Here is an 18629-nt window from a genome sequence, read left to right as displayed (position 1 = left end):
TCCGGATGTCAGAACAAGACCCCTGCACCACCTCCCTTCGCCGCCGCCGGGCCGCCGTGGTGGGGCTCGGGGCCCGCGCGCGGATGTTCACCGAGGCGCTGACGGGACCCTTCGCGGACCGGATCGACCTGGTGGGCTTCTGCGACACCAACGCGCACCGCATGGCCGTCCACAACGCCTGGATCGCGGCCGACCACCCGGACCGCGCGCCCGTACCGGTGTACGCCGCCGAGGACTTCGCGGAGATGCTGCGCCGTGAGCGGGTCGACCTGGTCGTGGTCTGCACGGTGGACCGGTTCCACGACGAGTACATCGTCCGGGCCCTGGAGGCGGGCTGCGAGGTCGTCACGGAGAAGCCGATGACGACCGACGCCGAGCGCGCCCGCCGCATCCTGGAGGCACGACGGCGAACGGGCCGCGAGGTGCGCGTCTCCTTCAACTACCGCTACAACCCGGTCCATTCGGCCGTACGGGAGCTGCTCGCGAGCGGTGAGATCGGCGAGGTCGGCTCGGTGCACTTCGAGTGGCTGCTCGATCTGCGGCACGGCGCCGACTACTTCCGCCGCTGGCACCGGGAGAAGACGAACTCCGGCGGCCTCCTCGTCCACAAGTCGACCCACCACTTCGACCTGGTCAACTGGTGGCTCGGCTCCCGCCCCGAGACCGTCTTCGCCCAGGGCGGCCTGTTCTTCTACGGCGACGAGGCGGGCCGCCGCCGGGGGCTCGCCCGGGACTACGGCCGCGCCCACGGCTCCCCGGCGGCCGTGACCGACCCCTTCGCCCTGCACCTCCAGGACTCCCCCGTCCTCACCTCGCTCTACCTGGACGCCGAGCGGGAGGACGGCTACCACCGCGACCGGAACGTCTTCGGCCCCGGCGTGACCATCGAGGACGACATGGCGGTCCTCGTCCGCTACTCCTCCGGCGCCACCCTCACCTACCACCTCACCGCCTACTCCCCCTGGGAGGGCTACCGCATCGCCTTCAACGGCAGCGAGGGCCGCCTCGAACTACTCGTCGAGGAGTCCACCTGGACCCGGCCCCACGTCCGTACGACCGGCGCGAGCCCGGTGCTGCACGGCGCCGAGGCCGGTGAGGAGCCCGGCCGGACCGAGCTGTTGGTCCGCCGCTTCTGGGAGCGCCCGCGCGAGGTGAAGGTACCGGCGGGCGAGGGCGGTCACGGGGGCGGTGATGTGCGGATGCTGGCCGATCTGTTCGGGGAGCGGGTGCCGGACGCGTTGGAGCGGGCGGCCGACGCGGTGGACGGGGCGCGGTCGCTGGTGACGGGGCTGGCGGCGAACCGGTCGCTGGAGACGGGGATGCCGGTGGCGGCGCGGGAGTTGCTTGATGTGTAGCTTTGTGTGGCTTTCGCCTGAGGCGCGCCCGCCCGGGCCCGTGATCGGTGCGTCGGTCACCAGATGAGTTCGAGGCGCTCCGGGGCGCGGTGGATCAAGGTCGGGCGCATGGTGATCCGTTGGTCCTGGGCGAGGTGCAGGCCGGGCAGGCGGCTGGTCAACTGCTCCAGGGTGAGGCGGAGTTGTTCCCGGGCGAGCAGGGAGCCGGGGCAGGTGTGGGTGCCGAGACCGAAGGAGAGATGGCGGGCGGCGGTGGTGCGGGCGATGTCGAAGTCGTCGGCGCGCGGATGGCGGGAGGGGTCCCGGTTGGCGCTGCCGAAGGCGAGGAACACCGGTGCCCCGGCGGGGAGTTCGGTACCGGCGAGGGTCACCGGGCGGGTGGTGACACGGCGGAAGCCCTGCAGCGCGGTGTCGTGGCGGAGGGCCTCCTCGATGGCGGCCGGGATGCGCTCGGGCTCGGCGCAGAGCAGCTCCCACTGACGGCGGTCGCGCAGGAGGTGGAGCAGCGTGGTCCCGATGAGGGCGGTCGTGGTCAGGTGCCCGGCGATGAGCAGGTTCTGCAAGTGGGCGACGATCTGGTGGCGGTGATCGAGCGTCAGCTCGGCGGTGTCCGTTCCGGCGACGGAGACGATGAGTTCGGTGCCCAGGTCCTCGCGCGGGTCGGCGTGCCGGGCGCGGACGAAGGCGTCGAGTCGGTGGGCGGTGGCGACTACGTCCTCGGCCGCCGCGATCTGTTCGGCCTCCGTCATGGGCCGGAACAGCAACTGCTCGGCCCGGTGCCCGCCGTGCACCAGCGCCGGTACGTCGTCCGGGTCGAACCCGACGAGCCGCCCGATGACCTCGCCGGGCAGCCGTCCCGCGTACGCGGACATCAGCTCGACCCGACCGCCCTCGCTCTTGCCGTCCGCCTCCTGGCCGTCCTCGGCGTTCTTGATGAAGCCGTCGACCAGGGCGGCGGCCCGCTCGGCGGCGTACGGCAGGACGGCCGCGCCCCGGGCCGGCGACAGCCCCCGGACGATGGGCGCGCGGAGCTCCTGGTGCAGGGTGCCGTCGGAGGTGACCACGACGGGCCGGCCGCCGAAGCCGCCGCCGAGCACGGCCAGCGCGGCGGGCGCGGGCATCACGTCCGGGCGCAGCGCGTTGGCCGAGGAGAAGTCCTCCGGGCGCCGCAGCGCCTCCCGTACGTCGGCGTCCCGCGCGACCAGCCAGGAGTCCAGCTCGGGGACGTACGTCAGCCCCTCCGCCGCCCTGGCGCGCGCGTAGTGCGGATACGGGTCCCGCTGCAACTCGTCCAGCCTGCCGTGCAGTTCAGAGTCCACGGGAGCACCTTCCGGCCTGGGGCGGGCGTGCGGTCGCGCTCATCGTGCCGTACGGGGCCGTGGGGCGGTAGGGGCCGGGCGGTGGGCCCGCAGCATGGCCTTCCTGACCCGTGGCTGGGTCGCCCGCCCCGTCCGTGATGGCTCGCCTACGATCACCCCGTGGTTCTCTTCCGCCTCGAACGGCTCTCGCGGCTGCCCGCCGACCGCGTCTGGCAGCGCCTCACCGACTGGCCCCGGCACGCCGACGTCGTCCCGCTGACCCGCGTCACCGTGCGCACCCCGCCGCCGGCCGGTGAGGGCACGGTGTTCGTGGCGCGCAGCGGGGTCGGGCCGCTCGGCTTCGACGACCCGATGGAGGTCACGGTCTGGCAGCCGCCGGAGGGGGCCGCCCCCGGGAAGTGCCGTCTCGTCAAGCACGGTTCGTTCGTGACCGGGTGGGCGGAGATCGAGGTCCATCCGTACGGGGACGGCGCGTCGCGGGCGGTGTGGCGGGAGGATCTGCGGGTGCGGGGGCTGCCGGGGCTCTTCGACCGGCCGCTGGGGTGGCTGGCGCGGCGGATGTTCGGGCGGGCGATGGACGCGCTGCTGGCGGGCGAGGACCAGGGGACGTGCGAAGTCCGGAGGGTGGACTGATCCCCGACAGGCCATGGTCCGGCCGGTGTTCGGGATAGTTGTCAGACCCACCGACTACCGTCCCGGACCATGACCACACACCAGCTGCGTACCACCCGGGAGTCCTACGACACCGTCGCCGCCGACTACGAGAGGCTGTTGAGGGACGAGTTGGCGAACAGCCCGTTCGAGCGGGCCACGTTAGGGGTGTTCGCCGAACGGGTGCTGGGCGCCGGAGGTGGACGGGTCGCGGATCTGGGGTGCGGGCCGGGGCGGGTCACCGGGCATCTGGCCTCGCTGGGGCTCGACATCTGCGGTGTGGACCTCTCGCCGGAGATGGTCGCCGTGGCCCGCTGGGCGCACCCCCGGCTCCGGTTCGACGTGGGCACGATGGCCGCGCTCGACTTCGAGGACGGCTCGCTGGCGGGCGCCGTCGCCTGGTACTCCACGGTCCACACCCCGCCGGCCGAACTCCCGCCGCTGTTCGCCGAGTTCCATCGGGTGCTCGCCCCCGGCGGCCTCCTCGCGCTCGCCTACAAGGTCGGCGACGACTCCGTCCACCTGTCCCACGCGTACGGCCACCCGCTCGACCTCGACGTCCACCGCTTCCCGCCGGAGCGGATCGCCGGGCTGCTGGGGGACGCCGGGTTCGTGGAGTCGGCGCGGCTGGTGCGGGAGGCCGACGGGCCCGGCACCACGGCGAGCACCCCTCAGGCGTACGTGCTGGCGCGCAAGCCGGGGTGAAGCGCCGGGGTGCCCCGGGCGTGAGGCCCTGGGCCCGGTCAGGACGCGCCCGGGTCCCCGTTGCGGGCGGCGGCGGCCAGGCCGTCACGGCGGTCGCGGTCGCCGTCGCCCGTGGTGCTGAGGAGGGTGTCGCAGATCTCGCGGAGCTTGTCGGTGGCCTGCTTGGAGAACAGTCCGCAGAGCCCGGCGATGCCGGAGAAGCCGTACGGGTTGGTCGCGCCCGCGCCGGAGCTGCCGGCGAACAGACCGCCGCGCAGCAGGAAGTAGACCAGCAGGGCCAAAGCCACCCCGATGCCGGCGCGCAGCAGGTACCACCACAGCCAGCTCGCGTAGAGCCGCCGGTTGCCGACGTACGTGGCGAAGGACGTGGCCGCGTGCACGAAACTGCCGAGCGCGCTGCACACCACCACGGCGAGCAGCATCGCGGTGTCGGCGGTCAACGCCCAGTCCCCGAGCCCGAACGGCGACCACCGCGCCGTGGCCGTGGGCTCCGCCCCTGGCTCCACGGTCGCCAGCACCGCCGGCCAGAGCGTCACGAGAGCCCCGCAGACGAAGACGACGTCGGCGAGGAGGAAGAGGCCGAGCAGGGTCGTCGAGAGGGCCGACAGCCGCCGCCGATCACGTGTCTCGCCGGCCTCGGCACCGGCCTCGCCATCGGCTCCGGCATCAGCACCGGCCCCGGCCCCGGCATTCACCTCAGCATCGGCATCGGCATCGGCGGCCGGACCGTGGTCCACGCCGGGGTCAACGCCACCGCCGTCCGGCCCCGCGTGGGCCCCGTCGCGGCTCCCGCCGGAACCCGCCAGATCGTCGTGCGGACTCTCGCCCGAACCGGCGTGGCCGACGTCCTGGCTCGCGTGCATGGCCGCGTCGCTGTTGTCCGGATGCCCACCGGAGTGCGGGACGCGGCCCGAGCCGCCGGCCGACTCCGCGGCATGCCCACCCGAGACCGCGACTCGGCCTGTCGGAGCAGCGCCCGCACCGGCACCCTCGCCGCCCTGGCCTCCACCCAGCTCCGAGTCACCGTCGTCCGAGGCTCCGGCCGACTCCACAGCCCCGCCGCCCGGGCTTCCGCGCAACCCCGAGCCACCGCCCGAAGCCACGGTGCCGCCACCGCCACCGCCACCAGCACCAGGACCGCCACCCGAACCAGGATCGCCACCCGAACCCGCGGCCCCACGACCCGTGTCGCCACCCGGCCCGGTGCCACCGGACGCCACCCCGCCGGGCGGACCTGCCCCCGGCGCGCCTCCGGCCGTTTCCGGGGCCATACCACCGTCCCGGCGGCTCGCGCCCCCGCTCACGCGCCCGCTCGTACCCTCGCCCGCGCTCTCGTCGTTCGGGCGCTCCCCGCTCGTCCCCGTGCTCAACTCTTCGCCCCCGTACTGCTGTTGCCGTACCGCAACGGTCGGGCCTGGGGGGCCGGGGGTCAAGCCGGTGGGGTGGGTCGGGGTCAGGAGACGCGGAGGCCGGGGAGTTGGCGGAGGTCGGGGGAGGTGAGGGAGGTGTCGTGGTGGATGGGGGTGTGCGCGCCGGTGAGGGAGACGCCGGTGCCGCCGCGGCGGTCGGCGACGATCTCGGCGGCGATGGAGAGCGCCGTCTCCTCCGGTGTGCGGGCGCCGAGGTCGAGGCCGATGGGTGAACGGAGGCGGGCCAACTCCAGTTCGGTGACGCCGACTTCGCGGAGGCGTTCGTTGCGGTCGAGGTGGGTGCGGCGGGAGCCCATCGCGCCGACGTAGGCGACGGGGAGCCGTAGGGCGAGTTGGAGAAGGGGGACGTCGAACTTGGCGTCGTGGGTGAGAACGCAGAGGACCGTGCGGGCGTCCACGGAGGTCCGCTCCAGGTACTTGTGGGGCCACTCGACGACGATCTCGTCCGCCTCCGGGAAGCGCGCCCGGGTCGCGAAGACGGGGCGGGCGTCGCAGACGGTGACATGGTGGCCGAGGAACTTGCCGACCCGGACCAGCGCCGACGCGAAGTCGATCGCCCCGAAGACGATCATCCGGGGCGGCGGGACGGACGACTCGACGAGCACCGAGAGGGGTGCCCCGCAGCGGGAGCCCTGCTCGCCGATCTCCAGGGTGCCCGTGCGGCCGGCGTCGAGGAGGGCGCGGGCCTCGGCGGCGACCGTACGGTCCAGTTCGGGGTGGGCGCCGTAGCCGCCGTCGTACGAGCCGTCCGGGCGGACCAGCAGCGCGCGGCCCCGCAGTTCCGCCGGGCCGGAGACGATCCGGGCCAGGGCCGCCGCCTCCCCGCGCGCGGCGGCGGAGAGCGCGGCGGCGGTCACCGGGCGGACGGGGTCGCCGGCCCGCACCGGGGTGACGAGGATGTCGATGACGCCGCCGCAGGTCAGGCCGACGGCGAAGGCGTCGTCGTCGCTGTAGCCGAAGCGTTCGAGGACCGTCTCGCCGTCGGCCAGGGCCTGTTGGCACAGGTCGTAGACGGCGCCCTCCACGCAACCGCCGGAGACCGAGCCGATCGCCGTGCCGTCGGCGTCCACCGCGAGGGCGGCGCCCGGCCGGCGAGGCGCGCTGCCGCCCACGGCCACCACGGTGGCCACGGCGAAGTCACGCCCCCGCTCGACCCACCGGTGCAGTTCTTCGGCGATGTCCAGCATGTCTCTCGGTCTCCTCGTACGGCGGTTGCGCGGACGTTACGTGCCGGGCGGGCGCTAGTGCACGCCCATCCAGCTCTCGATCGGGTTGAGGGCGAAGAAGACGACGAAGACCACCGTCAGGCCCCACATGAACGCGCCGATCTCCCGTGCCCGGCCCTGGGCGAGCTTGATGGCGACGTAGGAGATGACTCCGGCGGCGACGCCCGCGGTGATGGAGTACGTGAACGGCATGATCACGACGGTCAGGAAGACGGGGATCGCGGTGGCCCGGTCGGACCAGTCGACGTGCCGGGCGTTCATCATCATCATGGCGCCGATGACGACGAGCGCGGCGGCGGCGACCTCGCCGGGCACGATCGCCGTGAGCGGGGTGAAGAACAGACAGGCCGCGAAGAACAGGCCGGTGACGACGGAGGAGAGGCCGGTACGCGCGCCCTCCCCCACCCCCGTCGCCGACTCGACGAACACGGTCTGGCCCGAGCCGCCGGCCACACCGCCGATCGCGCCGCCCGCGCCGTCGATGAACAGCGCCTTGGACAGCCCCGGCATCCGCCCCTTGTCGTCGGCGAGCCCGGCCTCCGTGCCGACGCCGATGATGGTGGCCATCGCGTCGAAGAACCCGGCGAGCACCAGGGTGAAGACGATCATGCCGACCGTCATCGCGCCGACGTCGCCCCAGCCGCCGAACTCGACCTGCCCGAAGAGCGAGAAGTCGGGCATCGAGACGGCGCTGCCGTGCAACTCCGGTGCGCCGCTCGCCCATTGCCTCGGATCGATGACGTCGAGGGCGTTGAGGATGACGGCGAGGACCGTGCCGCCGACGATGCCGAGCAGGATCGCGCCGGGGACGCCACGGGCCTGGAGCATGAAGATCGCGAGGAGGGTGACCGCGAAGAGGAGGACGGGCCAGCCGGCGAGTTCTCCGGCGGGGCCGAGACTGACCGGGGTCGCCTCGCCCTGGTGCACGAACCCGGCCTTGTAGAAGCCGATCAGGGCGACGAACAGGCCGATGCCCATGGTGATCGCGTGTTTCAGGGCCAGCGGGATAGCGTTCATGATCATCTCGCGGAGGCCGGTGACGACCAGCAGCATGATGATCACGCCGTACATCACACACATGCCCATCGCCTGCGGCCAGGTCATCTGCGGGGCGACCTGCGAGGCGATGACCCCGGAGACGGAGAGACCGGCGGCGAGGGCGAGCGGGACCTTGCCGACGAAGCCCATCAGCAGCGTGCTGACGGCCGCGGCGAGGGCGGTCGCCGTGATCAGCGCCCGCTGGCCGAGCGTGGCGCCCGCGGCGTCCGGGCCGGACAGGATGAGCGGGTTGAGCAGGAGGATGTACGCCATCGCCATGAAGGTGGTGACGCCACCGCGGACCTCCCGGGCGGCGGTCGATCCTCGCCGGGTGATGTGGAAGTACCGGTCGAGGCGGGACCGGCCGGCCGGGGCGGGGGTGCCTTCGGCGGCCGTCCTCGGCTTCAGCGACTGTTGGGTCATGGGGCCTTCTCCCAAGGTTCACAGGGACACCCGGCCGTTGCTCTGGGCTTCGGCGGGATTTGGAAGGTGCCCGACCCGGGGGACGGCCCGAGACGAACGTGGTGTGTGCGCTGGTGAGGTGCGTTGTCGAGTGCGGGTCCGGTGGGGCTTCTCGCGCAGTTCCCCGCGCCCCTAAAAGACCAGGCCCCTGCGGGCCTGAAAGACCAGCCTCCCGCGGACTTGAAAAGCGACCGGCGGCCGGACTGAAAGGGCCCGGTGGCGGGTGAAAAGCACGGGGCGCAGCCCCGGCTTTTCAGGGGCGCGGGGAACTGCGCGAGAAGCCCCACCGGACCCGCACCCGCCACAGATCCCGCACCCCCGAGCTCATAGGCGCCCGGCGGTCACGGACTACGCCGTGCCGGTCAAGTGCTCCGGCCGTACCGGCGTCCTGTTCAACTCCAACCCCGTCGCGGAGCGAATCGCCGCGAGCACGGCCGGAGTCGAAGACAGGGTCGGAGCCTCCCCGACCCCACGCAACCCGTACGGCGCGTGATCGTCGGCGAGTTCGAGCACGTCGACAGGGATGGTCGGCGTGTCGAGGATCGTGGGGATGAGGTAGTCCGTGAAGGACGGATTACGCACCTTCGCGGTCTTCGGGTCGACGACGATCTCCTCCATGACCGCGATGCCCAGCCCCTGGGTCGTACCGCCCTGGATCTGGCCCACCACGGACAGCGGGTTGAGCGCCTTGCCGACATCCTGCGCGCAGGCCAGTTCGACGACCTTGACCATGCCCAGCTCGGTGTCGACCTCGACGACGGCCCGGTGCGCGGCGAAGGAGTACTGGACATGCCCGAAGCCCTGCCCGGTCCGCAGATCGAACGGCTCGGTCGGCCGGTGCCGCCACTCCGCCTCGACCTCGACGGCCTCGTCACCGAGGACGTCCACCAGGTCGGCCAGCACCTCACCTCCGTCGGTGACGACCTTGCCGCCCTCCAGGAGCAGTTCGGCCGTCGCCCAAGCCGGGTGGTACGTACCGAACTTGCGGCGGCCCAGCGCCAGCACCTTCTCGCGCACCAGCTCGCAGCTGTTGCGGACCGCGCCCCCCGTGACGTACGTCTGCCGGGACGCGGAGGTCGAGCCCGCCGAACCCACCTGTGTGTCGGCGGGGTTGATCGTCACCTGGGCGACGCCCAGCTCCGTGCGGGCGATCTGCGCGTGGACGGTGATGCCGCCCTGGCCGACCTCCGCCATGGCCGTGTGGACGGTCGCGACCGCCTCACCGCCGACGACCTCCATCCGCACCCGTGCCGTCGAGTAGTCGTCGAACCCCTCGGAGAAGCCGACGTTCTTGATGCCGACCGCGTAGCCGACGCCCCGGACGACGCCCTCGCCGTGCGTGGTGTTGGACAGGCCGCCCGGCAGCTGCCGTACGTCCGCGGCCTCGCCCGCCGTGCGCCACTGCTGCTCCGGCGGCAGGGGCATCGCCTTGACGCGGCGCAGGAGTTCGGCGACCGGGGCAGGGGAGTCGACGGGCTGGCCGGTGGGCAGGAGGGTGCCCTGCTCCATGGCGTTGAGCTGCCGCAGCTCCACCGGGTCCATGCCGAGTTTCGCCGCCAGCTTGTCCATCTGTGCCTCGTAGGCGAAGCAGGCCTGGACCGCGCCGAAGCCGCGCATCGCGCCGCAGGGCGGGTTGTTGGTGTAGAGGGCGATCGCCTCGATGTCGACGTCGTCGATGACATACGGCCCGGCGCCGAGCGAGGCCGCGTTGCCGACGACGGCCGGGGAGGCGGAGGCGTAGGCGCCGCCGTCCAGGACGATGCGGGCCTTGAGGTGCGTGAGCTTGCCGTCGCGCGTCGCCCCGTGCTCGTAGTGGAGCTTGGCGGGGTGGCGGTGGACGTGGCCGAAGAAGGACTCGAAGCGGTTGTAGACGATCTTGACCGGTTTGCCGGTGCGCAGGGCCAGCAGACAGGCGTGGATCTGCATGGACAGGTCCTCGCGGCCGCCGAAGGCGCCGCCGACCCCGGCCAGGGTCATGCGGACCTTGTCCTCGGGCAGGCCGAGCACGGGCGCGATCTGGCGCAGGTCGGAGTGGAGCCACTGGGTGGCGATGTAGAGGTCGACACCGCCGTCCTCGGCGGGCACGGCGAGCCCGGACTCGGGGCCCAGGAAGGCCTGGTCCTGCATGCCGAAGACGTACTCGCCCTCGACGATCACGTCCGCCCGCTCCCGGGCCGCGGCCACATCGCCGCGGACGATCGGCTGGCGGTGGACGATGTTCGGGTGGGCGACATGCGTGACGTGGTGGTCGTCGCGGCCCTCGTGGACGAGGACGGCGTCCGGCGCGGTCGCGGAGGCCTCGTCGGTGATGACCGGCAGTTCGCGGTACTCCACCTTGATCTTGGCGGCGGCGCGGCGCGCGGTCTCCGGGTGGTCGGCGGCGACGATCGCGACGGGCTCGCCGTGGTGGCGGACCTTGCCGTGGGCGAGGACCGGGGTGTCCTGGATCTCCAGGCCGTAGTTCCGCACCTCGGTCGGGAGGTCGTCGTATGTCATCACGGCGTAGACGCCGGGGGTGGCGAGGGCCTCGGCGGTGTCGATGGAGAGGATCTCGGCGTGGGCGACCGTGGAGCGCAGGATCTGGCCCCAGAGCATGTCCTCGTGCCACATGTCGGAGGAGTACGCGAACTCGCCGGTGACCTTGAGGGTGCCGTCCGGGCGGAGTGTGGACTCGCCGATGCCGCCCTTGGTGCGCGAGCCCTGGGTGAGGTGGACGGGCAGGCCGGTGGTTCCCATGGTCAGACCCCTTCGGACTGCCGGGCGGCGGCCAGGCGGACCGCGTCCATGATCTTCTCGTAGCCGGTGCAGCGGCACAGGTTGCCCGACAGCGCCTCGCGGATGTCCGCGTCGCTCGGGTTCGGGGTGCGCTCCAGCATCTCGTCGGCGGCGACCAGCAGACCGGGGGTGCAGAAGCCGCACTGCACGGCGCCGGCGTCGATGAACGCCTGTTGGACGGGCGACAGTTCGCCGCCCTCGCCGGTCTGCGAGTCGGTGCCCCGGGCCGCCCACCGCTTGGCCTCGTCGAGCGAAGTCCCGCTCCCCGCAGGGGAACCGCACCCACCGGACGCGCAACCACCCTGCTCCGCCCGCTGCTTGGCGAAGTCGGCCAGCCCCTCGACCGTGACGACCTCCCGTCCCTCCACCTGTCCGGCGGCGACCAGGCACGAGCACACCGGGACGCCGTCGAGGCGGACCGTGCAGGAGCCGCACTCGCCCTGCTCACAGGCGTTCTTGGAGCCGGGCAGGCCCATCCGCTCGCGCAGCACGTACAGCAGGGACTCGCCCTCCCACACGTCGTCGGCTTCCTGCGGACGGCCGTTGACCGTGAAACTGACGCGCATTACGCGACTCCCTCCGTGGCGCGGGCGGTGCCGCGGTAGGACTCCCAGGTCCACATCAGCGTGCGGCGGGCCATGACGCCGACCGCGTGGCGGCGGTAGCTCGCGGTGCCGCGTACGTCGTCGATCGGGTTGCAAGCTCCGGCGCAGAGGTCCGCGAACTGCTTGGCGACGGACGGGGTGATGATCCGGCCGTCGTCCCAGAAGCCGCCCTCGTCGAGCGCCGCGTTCAGGAACTCCTCGGCGGCCCTGGCCCGGATCGGGGTCGGGGCGGCCGAGCCGATGCCGGTGCGGACGGTGCGGGAGGCCGGGTGCAGGGCGAGCCCGAAGGCGCACACGGCGATGACCATGGCGTTGCGGGTGCCGACCTTCGAGTACTGCTGCGGGCCGTCCGCCTTGTCGATGTGGACGGCGCGGATCAGCTCGTCGGGCGCGAGCGCGTTGCGCTTCACGCCGGTGTAGAAGTCGTCGATGGGGATGAGCCGGGACCCCCGTACGGACTCGGCCTCGACCTGGGCGCCCGCCGCGAGGAGGGCCGGGTGGGCGTCGCCGGCCGGGGAGGCGGTGCCGAGGTTGCCGCCGACGCCGCCGCGGTTGCGGATCTGCGGGGAGGCGACCGTGTGCGAGGCCAGGGCGAGGCCGGGCAGCTCGGGACGGAGGTGCTCCATGATCTGTGTGTAGGGGACGGACGCGCCCAGCCGCACCGTCCTCTCCCCCACCTCCCACTCGGAGAGTTCGCCGATGCGGTTGAGGTCGAGCAGATACTCGGGCCGACGGTGGTCGAAGTTGATCTCGACCATCACATCGGTGCCGCCGGCGATCGGCACAGCGGTGGGGTGCTCGGCCTTCGCGGCGAGCGCCTCCTCCCAGCTGGCGGGGCGAAGGAAGTCCATGGAACCGGCTCTCTTCTTCGTCTGGAGTCGTTCTCTTTGAGCCAGATCGTGTGCGGCGGGCCCGGCTCGTTCATGTGCTGTTCACGTGTCCTGAGCTTCAGTACACCGTCCCCTCCTCCGCCCCGGTCAGTCACGGAAAACATGAAGGAGTTGGCTGGCCAGGGGGCGCATCTTGTAGATTCGTATGAACGGAGGACATCTGCAACCTCTTGGTCTTCCCCTGGAAACATCCTTGTTCCCGAGACAGGAACGGCGGCGACGAGAATGCGCCTGCGCGCACTGCTGGACACCGACGCGCTGGGGCTGCGGCTGCTCGGCGGCGAGGACGAGCTGGACCGCACCGTGCGCGGTGTGATGACCACCGACCTCAGGGACCCCAGCCGCTACCTCTCCGGCGGTGAGCTGGTGCTCACGGGCCTCGCCTGGCGCCGTGACGCGGCCGACTCGGAGCCCTTCGTACGGCTGCTGGCCGCCGCCGGGGTCACCGCGCTGGCCGCCGGCGAGGCCGAGCTGGGCGCCGTCCCCGAGGACATCGTCGTGGCCTGCGCCCGGCACCGGCTGCCGCTCTTCGCGGTCCACGAGTCGGTGGCCTTCGCGACCATCACCGAGCACGTCGTACGGCAGGTCTCCGGGGAGCGCGCCGGGGATCTGGCCGCCGTGGTGGACCGGCACCGCCGGATGATGACCTCGGGCCCGGCGGGCGGCGGCCCGGACGTCGTCCTGGACCTGCTCGGCTCCGACCTGGACCTGCGCGCCTGGGTGCTCTCCCCCGCCGGCCGCCTCGTCGCGGGCCCCAAGGTCGCGGGCCCCACCCCGCCCGCCGGGCTGCCCCCCGAGCTGTGCGCCCGGCTGGCCGCCGAGCACCTGGCGGCGGCCCGCACCGGGCGGCGCGGCCCGCACCGGGTGGCCGTCGGCACCACCATGTACTCCCTCTTCCCGATCAGCAGCGCGGGGCGTACGCCGGGCGCCGCCCGGGACATCCGCGAGACCGTGCTGTCCGACTGGCTCCTCGCCGTCGAGGCCGACGCCGGGGACTGGCCCGCCGAGCGGCTCGACCTGCTGTACGGCGTCACCCAGCTGATCGCGGTCGAGCGCGACCGGCGCGACGCGGCCCGTACGGTACGGCGCCGGCTCGCCCAGGAGATCCTGGAGCTGGTGCAGGCGGGGGCGGCCCCGGCCGAGATCGCGGCCCGGCTGCGGGTCGCCGCGCCGGTGCTGCTGCCCGGCCTCGGGTCGGCACCGCACTGGCAGGTCGTCGTCGCCCGGGTCGAGTGGGACGGCAGCGAGGTCGACAGCGGCCCGGTCACCCAGGCGCTCCTGGAGGAGATCCTCGTCGACCCCCTGGCGACCGGCCCCGAACCGTCCGACCGGATCGCGGTGGCCCACACGGGTGAGGAGGCCATCGCCCTCGTCCCCCTCCCGGCGGTCTCCTCGGAGCCCGACGGCTCGGAGGCCGGTCTCCACGCCGACGCGCTCCTCGCGGCCGTACGGGGCCCGCTGGCCGCCGGTCTCGACGACGACGGGCGGCTCACGCTGGGCGTCAGCGCGGCCGTGCACTCGGCGGAGGGGCTGCGCGGGGCGCTGGAGGAGGCCCGGCACGCCCGTCGGGTGGCGGCGGCCCGCTCCGGGCGGGTCTGCGCGGCCGGCCACCAGGAGCTGGCCTCGCACGTGCTGCTGCTCCCCTTCGTCCCCGACGACGTCCGCCGTGCCTTCACGGCGCGGCTCCTCGACCCGCTGCGCGACTACGACCGCCGGCACCGCGCCGAGCTGATCCCGACCCTGGAGGCGTTCCTCGACTGCGACGGCTCCTGGACGCGCTGCGCCGCGCGGCTCCATCTGCACGTCAACACGCTGCGATACCGGGTGGGCCGCATCGAGCAGCTGACGGGCCGGGACCTCTCCCGGCTGGAGGACAAGCTGGACTTCTTCCTGGCCCTGCGCATGAGTTGACGTCAGGGGGTGGTGGACGAAGATCCAAGTGCGCCGTCCGCACGCCGTCCGCACCCCATGACTTTGTGAATTCCTTCACCCACCCCCTTGGCCGGGCCCCGTGATCCGTGTTGAGATGCCGCCACCACTCAAAGCTCAATGGTGTGCTCGGGGAGGGCAACGTGGCGCATCCCGCCATGTCTGGTGAGGGAACGACCGCCGGTGACGAACCGCTCCAGACCGCGGTGTGGCGGCTGCGTTCACGCGCCTGCTGGGTCGACGCGGCGGCCCTGATCGAGCCCGACACCCCACAGGCCTCGCTCCAGCGGACCTCGCTGCTGGTCGAGCGCTGCCTCTACACCGAGCAGGGCTGGGAGGACGCGGAGGACGCGCTGCGTACGGCGGAGGCGCAGGCGCGGACCGACGACGAGCGGGGTGCGGCGGCTTGTGAGCGCGGTCAACTGGCCTACGCGGCCACGCTGCTGGGTGTCCGGGACCGCGCCGACGAGGCGCGGGCGGCGCTCGGGCGGGCGGCGGCGCTGATCGCGCCGGGGGCGCCGGGGCGGGCCCTGCTCGACTTCCGCCGGGGGGTGCTCGCCGAGAACCTCGCCCGCTCCCCGCAGGCGGCTCGCGCCGCGTACCGGCGGGCGCACGCGGGGGCGACAGCGCACGACGATCTACTCCTGCAGTCCTTCACCTGGCGTCATCTCGCCGGACTCGCCTTCCGGGACGGGGAGTTGGCCGAAGCGCGGCACGGCTTCGCCGAATCCCTGCGTATCCGGGAGGAGTTGGGCTATCTGGTGGGCACGGCGCCGGCGCTCGTGTCCCTGGCCGACACGGAGTCCGAACCGGAGGCGTCCCGCCTTCGCGAAGAGGCCGGGCGGTTGTTCCGGCTCCTGGGCGGCGTACCGACGTGGCTGGCCCGCCAGTTGGCCCCACCGCCGGCCGCGACGGCGTGACGGGGCGCCTGATAGCTCGGGGGGTGCGGGGTGCGTTGGCGGCTGCGGGTGCGTGGGGCTTCTCGCGCAGTTCCCCGCGCCCCTGAAAAGCCGGGGCTACGCCCCGCGCTTTTCAGCCCCGCCGCCAGTCACCTTTCAGGCCGCGGAGGGCGGGTCTTCAGGCCTGCGGGGCCTGCTCTTTCAGGCCCGCCGCCGGTCGCCTTTCGAGCCGCGGAGGGCTGGTCTTTCAGGCCCGCAGGGGCCTGGTCTTTTAGGGGCGCGGGGAACTGCGCGAGAAGCCCCACCGGACCCGCACCCGCCGACGAACCCTCAGCCCGCCACCCCGAAGTGGCGCTCCACCAGACAACAGGCCGCCTCCAAGTCGCCCGCCACCAACGCGTCCAGCAACGCGATGTGCTCCGCGGCGTCAGCCATCAGTTCCACCCGGCCCCCACTGCCGAAGGCACCCACCTGGCCACCCCCCAGCGGCAGTTGCGTACGCCGGTGGAGGTCGTCCGTGATCTGCAGCAGCTGCTCGTTCCCGGCCAGCCCCAGAACCCCCCGGTGAAAGGCCCGGTCCGCCTCGCCGTACGCGGCCCGGCACCCGGAGGACGCCGCGCGGGCCGTCTCGTCGGCGAGGGGCCGCAGTTCGGCCCACCGCTCCGCCGGCACCGTACGCACGAGCCGGGTGACCACCGGCACCTGGAGCAGCGCCCGCACCTCGGCCAGTTCGGCCAGTTCGCGGGCGCCCCGCCGGACGACCCGGAAGCCCCGGTTGGGCACGACCTCGACCGCGCCCTCGATGGCCAGTTGCTGCATCGCCTCGCGCACGGGCGTCGCGGATACCCCGAACCGCTCACCGAGGGCCGGCGCCGAGTACACCTCGCCGGGTGTCAGCTCCCCGCCCGCGAGCGCGGCCCGCAGCGCGTCCAGGATCTGCCCGCGCACGGAGGCCCGCTGGACGACGGGCCGCCCCTGGGCGCGCGGCAACGGGATCGGCGTCTCGCTGTGCGTGTGCTCGCCCCGGGCCGCGTCGGCACCGGGCCGGCCGTCGGCGGCGATACCCCGCTCCCGGTCGACGTCCGCGACTCCGGGCTGCGCGGGCACACGGTAGGCCGACGCCGGACGGGCGGCGGCGACGTCCGGCACACTCGCGGCGGCGGCCTGGCGCGAGCGCGGTACGGCCTGCTCCACGGGTCCTCCTGCGAGCCGAGTCGGGTGTCGGGCGGGCCGAGCGGGGCGGCCGACGGGTACATGGGGGCGCTTACATCACTACTGTGTTGTTACCACACAGTAAACGCCCTTTTCGCAATCGCCCACATCACCCCAGGTCAGGGGGCCACCCGTCACCTCGGACGCTACGGCACATCGAATCGGCGGCTCTACGAGCAAGCCTCCCGGCGGTCTCCCGAGCCGGGCCGACTCCATCGCGCTTTAGAATATATCTATGTATAGATGGTCATGACACCCTCCTTGCACGACCGGTGTCGACGTTACTGCTTGAGATCCCCCGTCACACCCTCACCATCAGCTTTCCGTCGTTGCCGCCGTCGAGCAGCAGGGAGATGGACTCCGGCGCGTTCGCCAGACCCTCGATCACGTGGGAGCGGGCGACGAGGGAGCCGTCGAGGTACAGGCCCCGGAGGATGTCGTCGAACTCCGCGTAGCGCTCGGCGTACGCGGCGGCCACGTAGCCCTCCATGCGGGCGCACTTGTACAGCAGGCGGGGGACGTTGGTCAGGCCGTAGGCCGAGTCGGCGTCGGGGAGGTCGTACTGGGACATCGCGCCGCGGACGACGATCCGGCAGTTCCACGCCATGTTCGCCAGGACCGCGTCGAGGATCGGGCCGCCGACGTTGTCGAAGAACAGGTCCACCCCTTGCGGGCACTTCTCGGCGATCGCCGCCCGTATGTCCGCGGTCCGGTAGTCGATGGCGTCGTCGGCGCCGAACTCCTCCACCACCTGGCGGCACTTGCGCTCGCCGCCGGCGATGCCGATGACCCGGCAGCCCTTCGCCTTGGCGATCTGCACGGCGAGCGACCCGGTCGCCCCCGCCGCCGCGGAGACGACGACCGTGTCCGAGGGCCTGACCCGGCCGATCTCGACGAGACCGATCGCGGCCGCCCGGCCGACGTGGGAGAAGACGGACGCGTACGCCTCGTCGGGGATGCGTGCGTCCCGGTCGTGGCGCTGGATGTAGCGCGGGTCGGCGAGGGAGTGCTCCGCCCAGCCCCAGAGGCCGCTGACCAGGTCGCCGGGCGCGAACCCCTCGACGCGTGACTCCACCACATCTCCCACGGCCACGCCGATCATGACGTCGCCCACGCCGATCGGGATGAACGTCGTCTCGGGGTCGAGCTTGAGCCAGTTGCGGGAGGTGGGGTCGATGGAGAGCAGGGTGGTTCTGACGAGGACCTGGCCGTCCGGCACTTCGGGGACGTCGCGTTCCTCCCAGCGCAGGCACTTGGGGTCGTACTTGCCTACGGAGGCTTCCGCGACGACCCAGGCATGAGTCTTCATGGGCATCTGCTTTCTTCGTGGGCGTCACCGTTGACGCCCGGCTCAGGTGACGCGCCCCGCTCAGGTGACGCTGAATCCCCCGTCCGCCGCCAGCACGTGTCCGGTGACGAAGCCGGCGTCGGCGGAGACGAGGAACGCGACGGCCGCGGCGATGTCCTCGGGGCGGCCGAGGCGCCCGACTGGCGTACGGGTCTTGCGGAGTTCGAAGCCGGAGTCGTCGACCACGGCCCTGGCACCCTCCGTCGGCACGGAGCCCGGCATGACCGCGTTGACCCGGATCCCGTCCCGGCCCAGCTCGCCCGCCGACTGCAGGGTGAGACTGGTGACCGCGCCCTTGACCGCCGAGTACAGGGCGCCGCCGGGAACACTGCGTACGGCGGCCGGGGAGGAGAGGTTGACGATCGCCCCGCCGCCCTGTGCCTTCATGAGGGGGATCGCGGCCTGCATGGTCCAGATCGCCGACTTCACGCCGATGCCGAACATGGCGTCGACGGCGTCCTCGTTGAAGTCGACGAGGGGCGCGTATTTGATCCACATGGCGTTGTTGACGAGTGCGTCGACGCGTCCCAGGCGCTGGTGGATGTCGGCGAACGCGGCCCGCACGGCGGCGCGTTCGGTGACGTCCAGGAGCAAGGCCTCGGCCTGTCCGCCCGAGTCCCGTACCGCCTCGGCGCAGTCGTGCGCGCCCGGCGCGTCCAGGTCCGCTGCCACGACGTGGAAGCCGTCCTTTGCCAGCCGGGCGGCGACCGCACGGCCGATCCCGCGTCCGGCACCGGTCACCACGGCGACCTTGGAAGTGAGGGTCATTGATCGTTTCCTTGAGA

General features: G+C 72.8%; 15 protein-coding genes. 5 read left to right on the top strand and 10 right to left on the bottom strand.

Going from position 1 to position 18629, the window contains the following annotated elements:
* Nucleotides 1–5 precede the first annotated feature (5 nt).
* On the top strand, nucleotides 6–1355 hold the full coding sequence (locus tag ACZ7MG_RS36725) for a Gfo/Idh/MocA family protein (protein WP_471383845.1): 1350 nt from the start codon (nucleotides 6–8) through the stop codon (nucleotides 1353–1355).
* Between the two features lie 56 nt (nucleotides 1356–1411).
* Here the strand turns inward: ACZ7MG_RS36725 and ACZ7MG_RS36720 are convergent, their stop codons facing one another.
* Nucleotides 1412–2674 (bottom strand): cytochrome P450, encoded by a 1263-nt coding sequence (locus tag ACZ7MG_RS36720; protein ID WP_471383848.1) that lies wholly within the window; start codon nucleotides 2672–2674, stop codon nucleotides 1412–1414.
* Nucleotides 2675–2833: 159 nt separating this feature from the next.
* On the opposite strand from ACZ7MG_RS36720, the gene ACZ7MG_RS36715 reads away from it, so the two are divergent.
* A complete protein-coding gene (locus ACZ7MG_RS36715; protein WP_471383850.1) occupies nucleotides 2834–3307 on the top strand; it encodes an SRPBCC family protein in 474 nt (157 codons plus the stop codon).
* A 69-nt stretch (nucleotides 3308–3376) separates the two neighbouring features.
* Entirely contained in the window at nucleotides 3377–4030 is a 654-nt protein-coding gene (locus tag ACZ7MG_RS36710; RefSeq protein ID WP_471383853.1) for a class I SAM-dependent DNA methyltransferase, read from the top strand.
* A 38-nt stretch (nucleotides 4031–4068) separates the two neighbouring features.
* Here ACZ7MG_RS36710 and ACZ7MG_RS36705 read toward each other — a convergent pair whose 3' ends face one another.
* From ACZ7MG_RS36705 to ACZ7MG_RS36680, 6 genes are all read right to left on the bottom strand, one after another.
* The gene (locus ACZ7MG_RS36705; protein ID WP_471383856.1) at nucleotides 4069–5109 is read right to left on the bottom strand and encodes a hypothetical protein; all 1041 of its coding nucleotides are present in this window, start codon (nucleotides 5107–5109) and stop codon (nucleotides 4069–4071) included.
* Between the two features lie 374 nt (nucleotides 5110–5483).
* Nucleotides 5484–6647: an XdhC family protein gene (locus ACZ7MG_RS36700; RefSeq protein ID WP_471383859.1), complete on the bottom strand. Its 1164-nt coding sequence runs from the start codon at nucleotides 6645–6647 to the stop codon at nucleotides 5484–5486.
* Nucleotides 6648–6701: 54 nt separating this feature from the next.
* A complete protein-coding gene (locus tag ACZ7MG_RS36695; RefSeq protein ID WP_471383862.1) occupies nucleotides 6702–8147 on the bottom strand; it encodes an NCS2 family permease in 1446 nt (481 codons plus the stop codon).
* A 387-nt stretch (nucleotides 8148–8534) separates the two neighbouring features.
* Nucleotides 8535–10922 carry a xanthine dehydrogenase family protein molybdopterin-binding subunit gene (locus ACZ7MG_RS36690; RefSeq protein WP_471383865.1) on the bottom strand — a complete coding sequence of 796 codons (2388 nt, stop codon included), beginning with the start codon at nucleotides 10920–10922 and terminating at the stop codon, nucleotides 8535–8537.
* Nucleotides 10923–10924: 2 nt separating this feature from the next.
* On the bottom strand, nucleotides 10925–11527 hold the full coding sequence (locus tag ACZ7MG_RS36685; protein WP_471383866.1) for a (2Fe-2S)-binding protein: 603 nt from the start codon (nucleotides 11525–11527) through the stop codon (nucleotides 10925–10927).
* The gene (locus ACZ7MG_RS36680) at nucleotides 11527–12417 is read right to left on the bottom strand and encodes an FAD binding domain-containing protein (RefSeq protein ID WP_471383869.1); all 891 of its coding nucleotides are present in this window, start codon (nucleotides 12415–12417) and stop codon (nucleotides 11527–11529) included. Before ACZ7MG_RS36680 ends, ACZ7MG_RS36685 begins: the two co-directional genes overlap by 1 nt.
* A gap of 264 nt (nucleotides 12418–12681) precedes the next feature.
* Between ACZ7MG_RS36680 and ACZ7MG_RS36675 the strand changes: the two genes are divergently transcribed.
* Both ACZ7MG_RS36675 and ACZ7MG_RS36670 read left to right on the top strand, forming a co-directional pair.
* Nucleotides 12682–14367, top strand: coding sequence for a PucR family transcriptional regulator (locus tag ACZ7MG_RS36675; protein WP_471383871.1), 1686 nt, complete (start codon nucleotides 12682–12684; stop codon nucleotides 14365–14367).
* A 161-nt stretch (nucleotides 14368–14528) separates the two neighbouring features.
* Entirely contained in the window at nucleotides 14529–15305 is a 777-nt protein-coding gene (locus ACZ7MG_RS36670) for a hypothetical protein (protein ID WP_471383874.1), read from the top strand.
* Between the two features lie 309 nt (nucleotides 15306–15614).
* Here ACZ7MG_RS36670 and ACZ7MG_RS36665 read toward each other — a convergent pair whose 3' ends face one another.
* The 3 genes from ACZ7MG_RS36665 to ACZ7MG_RS36655 form a co-directional block, all read right to left on the bottom strand.
* Nucleotides 15615–16478 (bottom strand): GntR family transcriptional regulator, encoded by an 864-nt coding sequence (locus tag ACZ7MG_RS36665; RefSeq protein ID WP_471383876.1) that lies wholly within the window; start codon nucleotides 16476–16478, stop codon nucleotides 15615–15617.
* Nucleotides 16479–16797: 319 nt separating this feature from the next.
* Nucleotides 16798–17805: an NADP-dependent oxidoreductase gene (locus tag ACZ7MG_RS36660; protein ID WP_471383879.1), complete on the bottom strand. Its 1008-nt coding sequence runs from the start codon at nucleotides 17803–17805 to the stop codon at nucleotides 16798–16800.
* Nucleotides 17806–17865: 60 nt separating this feature from the next.
* Entirely contained in the window at nucleotides 17866–18612 is a 747-nt protein-coding gene (locus ACZ7MG_RS36655) for an SDR family NAD(P)-dependent oxidoreductase (RefSeq protein WP_471383881.1), read from the bottom strand.
* Nucleotides 18613–18629: the final 17 nt, after the last annotated feature.

It is taken from the genome of Streptomyces sp. NPDC107538 (assembly GCF_055657445.1).
This window is presented reverse-complemented; position numbering and strand designations above follow the sequence as displayed.